Origin of the sequence: Massilia arenae (assembly GCF_008014745.1) — a bacterium.
Taxonomy (GTDB): Bacteria; Pseudomonadota; Gammaproteobacteria; order Burkholderiales; family Burkholderiaceae_D; genus Telluria; species Telluria arenae.
Genome location: NZ_VPFD01000006.1, coordinates 49,345 through 61,170 on the forward strand (window position 1 = coordinate 49,345; position 11,826 = coordinate 61,170).

The following is an 11,826-nucleotide window of genomic DNA, read 5'->3' on the forward strand; positions in this document are numbered from 1 at the left end:
TTGTGCAAATGATACGATGAAATTTTTGCAAGACAGTTGCCATGCATTCCGAAATGTCCTCCACCCGGGAGCCCCTCGTGGCGCTCCTGCGCACCGCGCTCTCCTCCCTGCAGGATGCGGCGCCAGCGACCGCATTGAAGCGGCTCGCCGCACTTCGCCTGGACCGCCTGCCCCTGCCCGGCCACGGCGCCACGCTCGATCGCTGGCGCGCGCTGGCCGCCGTCGGCGCCCACGACCTGGCGCTCGCCAAGCTGTTCGAAGGACATACCGACGCCCTGGCCATCCTCCATGAGGCGGGCGCCCATGGCGGCGCCGACGACGCACTCTGGGCCACCTGGTGCGCCGAGCCCCCGGACGCGCGCCTGGCGCTTTACACCGGCAGCGATGGCGGAATGCGCCTGGACGGGCGCAAGGCATGGTGTTCGGGTGCGCGCGACGTCACCCACGCGGTGGTGAGCTGCTGGCGTCCGGACGGCGCCGCGATGCTGGCGGCGGTCGACCTGCGCCAGGCCGGCGTCACGGTCACCGATGATGGCTGGAACGCCGTCGGCATGGCGGCCAGCGGCAGCGTCGACGTGCGCTTCGATGGCGTCGAGGCCCGGGTGCTGGGCGGCCCGGGCTTCTATGTCGAACGCGCCGGTTTCTGGCATGGCGGCGCGGGCGTCGCGGCCTGCTGGTTCGGCGCCGCGACCCGTCTTGCCGAGGCCCTGCGCGAACGCGTCGCCGGACGCGGCGATCCCCACCGGCTCGCGCAACTGGGCGAAGCGGCGGTGGCGCTGCAGGGGAGTGCCGCGCTGATGCGCGAAGCCGCGGCGCGGATCGACCGCTCGCCGCACACCAAGGCCATGGGCGATGCGCTCTCGGTGCGCCTGAGCGTCGAGGCCAGCGCCGGCCTGGTGCTGGCCGCGGCCGGACGCGCGCTGGGCGCCGGGCCGCTATGCAAGGACGCGGCGCTGGCGCGTCTGTACGCCGACCTGCCGGTCTTCATGCGCCAGAGCCACGCTGAACGCGACCTGGAAGCACTCGGGCGCCTGGTGAGCGAGTCGGGAGCAGCGCCATGGACACTGTAGCGCGCTCGCGCCATATCGCCGGCGCCGGCACCACGGCCGCGGCCTGGCGCCTCGCCCCGGAGCTGGCGACCGCACCGCTCACGACGCTCGATCGTCTCGCGCCGCCCGGCACGCGCGTCGTCGTGGTCGCGCCGCATCCGGACGACGAGATCCTCGCCTGCGGCGCCTTGCTGTACCTGCTCGCGCAGCGGGGCGACGCGCCGCTGGTGGTGGCCGTTACCGATGGCGAAGCGAGCCATCCCGGCTCGCCCGACTGGCCGCCGGCGCGCCTGCGCGCGCAGCGCAGTCGCGAGACCGTGGCCGCGCTGGCCTGCCTGGGCATGGCGCAGCCGCGCATCGAGCGGCTCGGCATTCCCGATGGCGGTGTCGAGGCGGCCGAGCCGGTGCTGGCCACCCGCCTGGGCGCGCTGCTGCGGCCGGGCGACCTGCTGATCACCACCTGGGACCACGACGGTCATCCGGATCACGAGGCCACGGCGCGCGCCTGCGTTGCGGCGGCGCGTGAGCACGAAGCTCGCCTGCTCCAGGCGCCGGTATGGGGCTGGCACTGGAGCACACCGGGCGATGGGGCGATGCCCTGGTCGCACGCCCGCAAGCTCGCACTGCCGGCCGATGCGCTCGAGCGCAAGCGCGCGGCGCTGGCCTGCTTCACCAGCCAGGTCGAGGGCGACGCCAGCACCGGCGCCGCCCCGATCCTGCCGGCTTTCGCCATGGAGCGCGTACTTCACCCCTTCGAACTGTTCTTCGACTGCCATGACTGACACCCGCCTGCGCCACTTCGAGGCGCTGTACAGCGCCAGCGACGATCCCTGGAACGTGCATGGCGCCTGGTACGAACGGCGCAAGCGCGCCATCCTCCTGGCCAGCCTGGCCAAGCCGCACTACCGCAATGCCTTCGAGCCCGGTTGCGGCAATGGCGCCTTGAGCGCCGCGCTCGCGCCGCGCTGCGAGCGCCTGCTGGCCAGCGACGGCGCGGCCGCCGCACTGGATGCGGCGCGCAGGGATATGCCTCCGGCCCTGGCAGGCGCAGTTCGTTTCGAGCAGCGCCGGCTGCCGGACGACTGGCCCGATGGCGAGACCTTCGATCTGATCGTCATCAGCGAGCTGGCCTATTACTTTCCGCTGCCTGAGGCCGCCGCGCTGCTGGCCCGCGCCGCCGCCGGCCTCGCGCCCGACGGCGAGCTGGTGATGTGCCATTACCTGCACGACTTCGACGATCGCGCCTGCAGCACGGAGGCGCTGCACCGGGCCGCCGGCGATATTCCGGGCCTGCGCCGGCGCATGGTTCATCATGACCAGGATTTCGTGCTGGAGACCTGGTCAGCGCATGGAGGCCACCCATGATCGGCGTCGCCATTCCCGCCCACGACGAGGAAGCCTACCTCGACGCCTGCCTGCACGCTTTACTGCGCGCGGCGTGCCATCCGGCGCTGGCGGGAGAGGAAGTACGGGTGTGCGTCGTGCTCGATGCCTGCAGCGACCGCTCGCTGGACGTCGTCGCCACCCATGAGGCGCTATTCGACGCGGCAGGTTGCCGCCTGGAGTGGCGCGAGATCTCGGCGCGCCAGGTCGGCGCCGCGCGCGCCGCCGGAGCACGGCGCCTGCTGGAGCATGGCGTGCGCTGGCTGGCGTTCACCGATGCCGACACCTGCGTCGCGCCCGGCTGGCTGGCCGCGCAGATCGCGCTTGATGCCGATGTGGTGTGCGGATCGGTCGGTGTCGAGGACTGGTCGGCGCATGGCGAACAGTCGTCCGTGCTGTGCGAACGATTCAGGGGCGACTACCAGGACCGCGACGGCCATCGCCACATCCACGGGGCGAACCTGGGCGTGAGCGCCGAGGCCTATCTGGCAGCAGGCGGATTCGCCTGTGTCGGCTGCCACGAAGACGTGCTGCTGGTGCGGGCGCTGGAAAGCATCGGCGCCCGTTTCGCCTGGAGCGCGCAGCCCAGGGTCGTCACCAGCGCCCGCATCGACGCACGGGCGCGCGGCGGATTCGGCGACACGCTGCGGGCATTGGCCATCGGCATGCTGCCCTTCAACGCCGCTCCCTAGCCTGGGCGGCCCACTGACCGAGACGGGCCAGCTCCGGGCGCGCCGTACGGCCCGCCGCGATGCGCATGCCGTCGCCCAAGAGGCGTGCCGCCCAGCCGAACACCGTGTTCTGGCTCACCACGGCGCGCATTGCACGCATGCGGTCAGTCTGCTCCTGCGGCGGCATGTCCAGCGCGCGTCCGATGGCGCGGGCGATGCCGCCGATGTCGCGCGGCTCGACCAGCAAGGCCTGCTCCAGCTCGGCCGCGGCGCCCGCCTGGCGGCTGAGCACCAGCACACCGCGCAAGTTGTTGCGCGCCGCCACGAATTCCTTGGCCACCAGGTTCATCCCGTCGTGCAGGCTCGTGACCAGGCACACGTCGCTGGCGCGATAGCAGTCGGTGACGGTGGCCGCATTGGCGCTGGCCGCGTGCAGCACGACCGGCTGCCAGGTGTCGGTGCCGAAGCGGGCATTGATCCTCGCGGTCATCGCCTTCACCTGGCGCGAGATTTCCTGATAGGCCGGCAAGGCGCCGCGGCATGGCGCACCGATCTGCAGCAAGCTCACCTGGCCCAGCAGCTCTGGACGCAGTTCGAGCAGCAGCTCGAAGGCTTGCAAGCGCTCCGGAATGCCCTTGGTGTAATCCATGCGGTCGACGCCGACCAGCAGACGCACTCCTGGCGCAATGCCGAAACGGCGCCGGACGTCGTCGCCCAGGCCGGGCGCGGGCAGCTCCTGGCGGCCGGGCCAGGCAATCGAGATCGGATAGGCATCGACGTGGGCAGCGCCGGCGCCAAGCGCGCAGGCGCCGCGCGCCAGCTTGAAGTTATCCCGGTCGGCCGGGGTCTGGAGACCGACCACGGTGCTGGCAAGCAGGCCGGCCATCACCTGTTCGCGCCATGGCAGGCGCGCCAGCCGCTGCGGTGCAGGGAACGGGATGTGCCAGAACAGCACGATGACGGCATCCGGCAGGCGCTCGCGCACCATCTGCGGCACCAGCGCCAGGTGGTAATCCTGGACCAGCACCACCGGACGCGCAGTCGCGGCTTCGGCCACCACGGCCTCGGCGAAGCGGCGGTTGACCCGCACATAATGCTCCCAGTCGGCGTCGCGGAAGGTGGGCTCGACGTCGGTGCGGTGGCACAGCGGCCACAGGCCCTCGTTGGACAGGCCCTCGTAATAGCCGGCGACTTCGTCCTCGCCCAGCCACAGGCGGCGCAGGCGGTACGGTGCGTCGAGATGTTCCTTGCGCACGTGATCATGCTCGTCGCAAGTGTCGCGGTCGGCATCGCCGCTGCCGTGGGCGATCCAGCAGCCGCCTTCCTTGGCCAGCACGGCTTCGAGCGCCGTGACCAGGCCGCCGGCGGGGCGCTGGGCAATGACGCCGTCGGGCGTATGGGAATGGATGCAGGGGGCGCGGTTCGAGACGACGATCAGGTCGTCGCCGCAGCCCAGTTGTTCAAGCAGACGGGCCAGGTCGGTGCTGTCGCGCACGTCGGCCGGGCTGAGCAGGTTGCGCTCGTGGCGGCGGCGGTCGACGGGTAGTCCGTCTGGAAGATGAGTCGGTAGATGCGCTGGATTGCCGCGCACCCGCGTGGTGGGGTGGGTTTGGTATCTCGCTGTCATGCAAACAGCTTAATATATTAACGTTTCGCCCCACCGTGCGCCAACGTACTCAAACTGACAATTTATCTAGCGGCAACTATCAAGGCGCAATGTAGTGGTCCAGCAGCAGCGCCGCGAACAGCAGCGCCAGGTACATGATCGACCAGGCGAATGATTTGCGGGCGATCTGGTCGCTGTAGCGCTTGTGCACCAGCCAGCCGTAGCGCAGGAACACCGCGTTCAGCGCACAGGCGGCCACCAGGTACAGCACCCCGCTCATGCCCACCGCCCACGGCAGCGCGGTGCCGGCCGCCAGCGCCAGGCTGTAGCGCCACACCTGCAGGCCGGTATGCGCCATGCCATGGGTGACGGGCAGCATCGGCAGGCCCGAGCGCGCGTAATCGTCGCGGCGGTACATCGCAAGCGCCCAGAAGTGCGGGGGCGTCCACAAGAAAATGATCAGGACCAGCAGCCAGGCTTCCATCGGCACGGCATTGGCGACCGCGGCCCAGCCCAGCGCCGGCGGCATGGCGCCGGCGAAGCCGCCGATCACAATGTTTTGCGAGGTGTTCGGCTTGAGCAGCAGCGTATAGATGAAGGCATAGCCGACGAAAGTCGCCAGCGTCAGCCACATCGTCAGCGGATTGACCCGGGTATACAGCAGCGCCGCGCCGGCGCCGCCCAGGACCAGCGAGAACACGACGGTTTGCAGCGGGCCCAGGCTGCCGCTGGCGGTCGCGCGGCGGGCGGTGCGTGCCATCCGGGCATCGATCCGCGCTTCGAGCAGGCAGTTGACTGCGAAGGCGGCGCCGGCCAGCAGCCAGATGCCGGCGCCGCTGTACAGCAGCACGCCCCAGCCGGGGAAGCCGTCGCTGGCCAGCAGACTGCCGATGACGGCGCAAAACACGGTCAGCATCGTGACGCGCGGTTTGGTCAGTGCCCAGTACTGGGACCAATAGCGGGCCAGGCCGGCAGCAGTGCCGTCGCTCGGCCCCGCCGTTTCTAAATCTACAACTTTAACGTTCGACATGATCGCTCGACCGCGTGCGAAGATGGCGGTCCTTACCCAAAACCCGACATCCTAGAGGAAATCGCGGTGCAGACATACGGGCAAAATGTCCCAGTTGCCGTATATGCTATGGAATTTGGGCTAATTAACCTGCTTCTTCGGGCGTGACCGCGGGCGCACGCACGATGCCGGGGATGCGCTTCGGTGGCATTTGATGCATGAAAACCACATGCTGGGCCATGCAGAGCGCGACATAGGCCAGCAGCTCGCACAATTCCTCGAACGCCTGGGCGCTGGGGATCACCCGGTCGAGATGACAGGACATATGGCCCTCGGCGCAGGTCGATCCCATGGCGGCTGCCAGCATGACGATCAGGACTACCCAGGGTACTCGGCGGGTGAACGCGGCCCTCAGCGGCCCGTCGATCCGGTGGTACACGGCACTAACCAGGAGCGCCGCCAGCAGCACCCCGGCGCCGGGCCGGACCAGGGGCTGGAACCATAGCGCCATCCCTGCCATGGTGTCGGCGGCGGTGGAGTGGTCGGGCAGCCATGCCCTGCCCCAGCTGAGCTCACGCCCCGCCAGCAGCAGCCAGACCGGCGCGAGCCATAGCGCCAGCATGGCGACGCGCGCCGGACGGGCGCGCACATACATCAGCAGCGCCAGCACGCAGCCGGCGCACAGCACCAGCACCTGCAGGCTTTCCAGCGGGCCGCCCTCACGCGCCCAGGCGGCGGGCAGCACCAGGCTGGCCGGATAGCAGGCGGCCAGCGCCGCCAGCAGCATCCATTCGACCCGGCCATCCGGCAACCATGAAGGACTTCGTCGCATATCCGCTCCAATCGCATGAGGCCGCGGTTCCCCTGCCGGGAAACCTGTCGGCAATCACGCGATTGTACGAAGCGCGATCATGCGCACGATTGGTTCGCAGAAAAATCCTACCAATGGTTGTTGTTTTCACGTCAACCATCGTGCTGCGGAATTGCCGTTTCAGTGCCCGGCGTGGGCCGGCTTGGCGACGCTGTTCAGGGCTTTCACCGGCGCCTGGATCTCGACCTGCTCGCGCTTGCCGTCCTTGCCTTCGAAGACCAGGGTGAACGGCACGGTATCGCCCTCCTTCACCTGGGCTTTCAGATTCATCATCATGATGTGATAGCCGCCCGGCTTGAGTTCCACCGTCTTGCCGGCCGGCAGATCGACCGACTGCACCTGGCGCATGCGCATGACGTCGCCCTGCATCGCCATCTCGTGCACTTCGACCGTCGGGGTCAGCGGCGAGCTGGCCGACACGAACTTGCTGTCCTTGGCCGCTTGCAGCTGCATGAAGGCGCCGGTCGCCTTTTGTTGCGGAACGGTGGCGCGCACCCAGGCGTCCTTGACGCTGACATTGGCCTGGGCCTGGGCCGAACTAGCGACGGCAGCCAGCATGGCAGCGGCGGCGACGGTGCGGATGAAATGGTTCATGGTGTTCTCCTTGAATGATGTAAATAGGGGCAAATCAGGCGGCATGCAGCAGCTTGCGCACGTCGGCAGCGTACTCGATCGCCGACTGGCTGTGCGAAAGTTTCAGGCGCAGCTTGCCCTTGGTGTCGAAGGCATAGGTGACCGAGGTATGGTCGATGGTGTAGGAATCGCCGGTCGGCACCTTCTGATAGATGACCTTGAATTCCTTTGCGGTCTCGGCCAGGCGCTCCTGGTCACCGTACAGGGCGAGGAAGGTCGGATCGAAGGCGGCCGTATAGGCATTCAGGACCTCGGGCGTATCGCGCTCCGGGTCGACGCTGACGAACAGCACTTGCAGGCGGTCGCCGTCCGGCCCCAGCAGGGTCTTGACCTCGGCCGCGCGCGCCAGCGCCGTCGGGCACACGTCCGGGCATTGGGTGAAGCCGAAGAACACCAGCACGACCTTGTCCTTGAAGTCGGCCAGCGTGCGTTCCTGGCCGCTCGGATCCTTGAGGCGGAAATCGCGGCCGAAATCGGCGCCGGTGATATCGGTGCCGTTGAAACTGACCGAACTGCCCATGCTGCAGCCGGCCAGGGCGCCCAATGCGAGGGCCGCGCCGGACAGCACGAAGGCGCGCCGCGAGGCGATGCTTGAAACTCGTTGATTCATCTTGCTACTCCTGGATACTTCCCGATGAGCGCACGGCGTGCGGACGCAAACCCCAAGGGCCACGCCGCGCCGCGCGCGTAAAGACAACACCGGCCTTGGTGCCGGCTCGAAGACATCAGGAGTGCGCGGGCGGCCCGCGTGGCGGCAGCGGTGCACCGGCCGTGGCGGCGACGTGGAAGGCGGCGGGCACGAGCACGGCCGCGGTCGCCGGTAGCGGCGGTGGGACGCACGGGGCCGTCGGCAGCGGCGGCACGGCGGCGGGCAGGCACAGCGGGCAATCGAGGGTATGCCCCTTGGCGTGCACGGCGGCGCCGTCGCGATCGACGAGGACGACCTTGACGCCGCCCTCGGAACACACCAGCGCCATCGCGGCCGGCTGCACCATGGGGGCGGCACTGGCGGCGCCCAGGGTGAGGACGAACCAGGCCAGGACCAATCGGACCAGCATCGACGATGTGCGCAGGATGTGCATGACCTTCGATTATTGGTGATGACCTCCACTCCCGTCAACGCCAAAAGCTGCATCCAAAAGCTCTTCCATTGTGTAGATCATGACGCATGCCCTTGACACGTATTGACGAGCCGGATATCTTAACGTTAAAAGTTGCCTTAGAGCAATTCACCCTTGGTATCAAGGGGGGAGGTACGAGAACTCGGCCACAGGCACGCGGAAATAGCAAGGCCTGCGCGGTGCGGACGGCGGTTGCCGCCGGCGCAGGAATCCCAATCAAAAATTGATAACCAAGGAGTATCAAATGAATTTACTGCCTCGCGGGCAGTCTTCAGGCCGCAACCGCATGCCCGGCCTGCCCCTCGCGCTCATGATGTTGCTTGCCGGTTGCGGCGGTGGCGGAGATGGCGATTCGCCCATGTCTTCCATGCAAAGTGCCAGCAAGAGCCTGTTCCGCGCCTTTTCCGGCGCGGCCGAGCAGCCCGAAGCCCCGCTTACCCCGATCAAGGCGACCGCGACATCGCGCGAGCGCGGCGATCTCGACGCCCAGTACGCCATCGACGGCGACCGCAATACGCGCTGGGGTAGCGAATTCACCGATAAACAGCACTTCACCCTCGAATTCGCCGAAAGCGCGGTGATCACCCGCGTGCGCATCGACTGGGAGAACGCGCACGCCCGCGACTACGAGCTGCAGGTGTCCGAGGACGGCGACAGCTGGACCACGATCAAGACCGTCAACGATAGTCAGGGCGGCGTCGAGGACCTGACCGGCCTGAACGGCCAGGGCAAGTACCTGCGAGTCAACGGACTCAAGCGCGCCGGGCAGTATGGCTACTCGATCCTGGAAATCCAGGCCTTTACCGGCACCCCGGCCGAACCGGGCACGCCGCCGACCACGCCCGACCCGGAGATCCCGATCGACCTGAGCAAGCCTGGCGTCATCGTCAAGCCGGCCGGCGCGGTATCGTCGGAACCGGAAAACGGCGGCCTGTCGGCCAGCATGGCGATCGACGGCAAGCTCAACACGCGCTGGGCCAGCAAGCCGAAGGAAGACAATGGCTGGATCCAGTTCGACTTCGCCTCGCCCACCCCGATCGGCTACATGAAGCTGCACTGGGAAAACTCGTATGCCAAGGAATACTCGCTGTCGACCTCGAACGACGGCAAGACCTGGACCGAGCTGCGCGTCGTCAGCGACGGCAAGGGCAAGGAAGAAGAATTCTTCAACCTGAACGCGGTCGCCAAGCACGTGCGCCTGCAGGGCCTGCGGCGCGCTACCGACTACGGTTACTCGCTGTGGGAAGTCGAGTTCAAGACCCCAGGTAGCGACAATACCGTGCCCGAGGCGCCGACCTCGGCCGTGGCCTTCCCGGCCAACGGCAATGGCTTGACCCCGCTGCCCGGTTCGAACGAAGCGCTCGAATCGCTGCAGTTCACCCTCGCCGACGGCACCCTGGTCACGCGCTTCGGTGCGCGCGGCAAGGCCCGCCACGGTCGCGAGCGCGGCGAGGAGTGGAACGAGATCAATTCGCCGTACCCGAACCAGACGGTCGATCCGGCCACCGGCCAGGCGGTCGACAAGGGGCCAGGCAATCACCTGACCTTCGTGCCGCTGTATTACAAGAACCGCACCTGGGGCGTCGAGATCATCGACCGCAGCCGCGTGGCGAACAACACCAAGCCGGTGTTGACCGTCAACCAGTACACCACGGTGCCCTTCCTGAGTGGCGGCGTGGCGTTCTTCCGTCAGTTCGACAACCGCGACGCCACCGGCTACGGCTGGATGGCGCCGGGCCAGCTCGTCAACGACCAGGTCAAGGTTTGCCCGACGACGCCTTATCCGCGTAATAACACCTTGTACAACCCGAACCTGGCCAACGGCGACTGCACCCTGCAGCTGTGGGACTATCCGGGCCATACCGCCCTGAATTCGGATGGTTTCCCGAATGGCACCCACGTTCCAGCACGGCGTCTCGTGGCGGGCGACGTGATCGAGGTCTCGCCGTCGTACTTCACCACCCAGGCGGCGCTGTCGGCCCTCGGCGACACCGGCAACATCCGCTACTACTCGACCGAGTGGACGTATGTGGTCGGCGAAGGCCTGCGGCCATGGTATGGCGTGCAGCCGCGCCTGATGAACGCACCGCTGCCGTTCGAAACCTTGTCCGGCGGCATCGGCTCGGTCTCGTACAACTACAGCGACAACGGCAAGTTCATGTTCCAGCAGCCGTACAACAACGTCGGCATGCAGAATATGCAGCGCTTCGTCGAAGGTCGTCGCCTGCTGCATACGAGCTTCAGCACGGGCGAGCATAACGAGCCGACCAACGAGAAGTACCAGGCGGTAGTCGGACTGCAAGGCAAGACCTTCGGCCAGGAGACCTGCGTGGCCTGCCATGCGAACAATGGCCGCAGCCCGGCCCCGGTCGACAAGCGTCGCCTGGACACGATGAGCGTGCGGGTCGCGACCATCGGCACCGACGGCGCCCAGCTGCCGCATCCGGTGTATGGCGCGACGGTGCAGATGAACGCCCTGTCCAACGCCGGCACCCCGCAGAACTGGGGCACCGGCGTGCGGGTCGACGGCTTCGAGACCAAGACGGTCGCGCTGGCCGACGGCACGGTCGTTACCCTGAGCAAACCCAAGCTCAAGTTCGATGGTCCGACCCCGAGCGTGGTGTCGCTGCGCTCGGCCCAGCCGATGATCGGCGTCGGCCTGCTCGAAGCCGTGCCTGAAGCCGACATCCTGGCGCGCGTGCGCACCACGCCGGACCAGGATGGCGTCAAGGGCACCGCCAACTTCGTGTTCAACCCCGAAACCGGCGCGGTCCAGCTGGGCCGCTTCGGCTGGAAGGCATCGAAGGCGACGCTGCGTCACCAGACCGCCAGCGCACTGCTGCAGGACATGTCGGTGACCTCGCCGGTCTACCCGAGCCTGAGCTGCGACAACAACCCGGCCGGTTGCGCCACGGCGCCGAAACAGCGCGGCATTTCGGAGACCGACCTGACCAAGATCTCGCACTACCTGGCCCTGCTCGCAGTGCCGGCGCAGCGCAGCCTGGCCAGCGGCTTCCCGAAAGGCGTCGCGCCGATCAAGGAACTGGACGTCGACACGGTCAAGGTGGCGGCCGGCTCCAAGCTGTTCGAAGCGATGCGCTGCGTGGCCTGCCACACGCCGTCGATGAAGACCGGTTCGAACCACCTGTTCGCGGAACTGCGCGATCAGACCATCCGTCCGTACTCCGACCTGCTGCTGCACGATATGGGTCCGGAACTCGCCGACGGCTACACCGAGGGCCAGGCCGGCGGCGGCATGTGGCGCACCCCGACGCTGTGGGGTATCGGCCTCTCCGATGCGGTCATGGACAAGGAAGGCAAGGTCGGCTACCTGCATGACGGCCGCGCGCGCAACCTGACCGAAGCGATCATGTGGCACGGCGGCGAAGCAGCCGCCGCCCGCAACCGCTTCGCCAAGCTGAACAAGGCCCAGCGTGACGAGTTGATGGCGTTCCTGCGTTCGCTGTAAGCGTAGTGCAGCTA

General features: G+C 67.7%; 11 protein-coding genes. 5 read left to right on the forward strand and 6 right to left on the reverse strand.

Annotated elements, in window-relative coordinates; all coding sequences use genetic code 11:
- Positions 1–53: 53 nt before the first annotated feature.
- Genes FVD38_RS07645 through FVD38_RS07660 form a run of 4 tightly spaced genes read left to right on the forward strand, consistent with a single transcriptional unit; the run spans position 54 to position 3,124 of the window.
- Complete coding sequence (locus FVD38_RS07645) at positions 54–1,070, forward strand: acyl-CoA dehydrogenase family protein (protein ID WP_222706903.1); 1,017 nt, start codon at positions 54–56, stop codon at positions 1,068–1,070.
- A complete protein-coding gene (locus FVD38_RS07650; protein ID WP_147934268.1) occupies positions 1,058–1,831 on the forward strand; it encodes a PIG-L deacetylase family protein in 774 nt (257 codons plus the stop codon). The genes FVD38_RS07645 and FVD38_RS07650 overlap by 13 nt, the downstream gene beginning before the upstream one ends.
- The gene (locus FVD38_RS07655) at positions 1,824–2,414 is read left to right on the forward strand and encodes a methyltransferase domain-containing protein (protein WP_147934269.1); all 591 of its coding nucleotides are present in this window, start codon (positions 1,824–1,826) and stop codon (positions 2,412–2,414) included. The genes FVD38_RS07650 and FVD38_RS07655 overlap by 8 nt, the downstream gene beginning before the upstream one ends.
- Positions 2,411–3,124, forward strand: a complete 714-nt coding sequence (locus FVD38_RS07660) for a glycosyltransferase family 2 protein (protein WP_147934270.1) — start codon at positions 2,411–2,413, stop codon at positions 3,122–3,124. The genes FVD38_RS07655 and FVD38_RS07660 overlap by 4 nt, the downstream gene beginning before the upstream one ends.
- Here the strand turns inward: FVD38_RS07660 and FVD38_RS07665 are convergent.
- The 6 genes from FVD38_RS07665 to FVD38_RS07690 all read right to left on the reverse strand — a co-directional run bounded on the left by FVD38_RS07665 (position 3,108) and on the right by FVD38_RS07690 (position 8,304).
- On the reverse strand, positions 3,108–4,730 hold the full coding sequence (locus FVD38_RS07665; protein ID WP_147934271.1) for an alpha,alpha-trehalose-phosphate synthase (UDP-forming): 1,623 nt from the start codon (positions 4,728–4,730) through the stop codon (positions 3,108–3,110). The two genes, FVD38_RS07660 and FVD38_RS07665, sit on opposite strands and share 17 nt — an antisense overlap.
- Before the next feature lie 79 nt (positions 4,731–4,809).
- Positions 4,810–5,739: a heme o synthase gene (gene cyoE, locus FVD38_RS07670; protein ID WP_147934272.1), complete on the reverse strand. Its 930-nt coding sequence runs from the start codon at positions 5,737–5,739 to the stop codon at positions 4,810–4,812.
- A gap of 124 nt (positions 5,740–5,863) precedes the next feature.
- On the reverse strand, positions 5,864–6,550 hold the full coding sequence (locus FVD38_RS07675) for a hypothetical protein (RefSeq protein WP_147934273.1): 687 nt from the start codon (positions 6,548–6,550) through the stop codon (positions 5,864–5,866).
- A 159-nt stretch (positions 6,551–6,709) separates the two neighbouring features.
- On the reverse strand, positions 6,710–7,183 hold the full coding sequence (locus FVD38_RS07680) for a copper chaperone PCu(A)C (RefSeq protein WP_147934274.1): 474 nt from the start codon (positions 7,181–7,183) through the stop codon (positions 6,710–6,712).
- A gap of 34 nt (positions 7,184–7,217) precedes the next feature.
- A complete protein-coding gene (locus tag FVD38_RS07685; RefSeq protein WP_147934275.1) occupies positions 7,218–7,832 on the reverse strand; it encodes an SCO family protein in 615 nt (204 codons plus the stop codon).
- Positions 7,833–7,947: 115 nt separating this feature from the next.
- Positions 7,948–8,304, reverse strand: coding sequence for a DUF2946 family protein (locus FVD38_RS07690; RefSeq protein WP_147934276.1), 357 nt, complete (start codon positions 8,302–8,304; stop codon positions 7,948–7,950).
- A 283-nt stretch (positions 8,305–8,587) separates the two neighbouring features.
- Here FVD38_RS07690 and FVD38_RS07695 point away from each other — a divergent pair, with 283 nt between their 5' ends.
- A complete protein-coding gene (locus FVD38_RS07695; RefSeq protein ID WP_147934277.1) occupies positions 8,588–11,812 on the forward strand; it encodes a di-heme oxidoredictase family protein in 3,225 nt (1,074 codons plus the stop codon).
- The last annotated feature ends 14 nt before the right edge of the window (positions 11,813–11,826 follow it).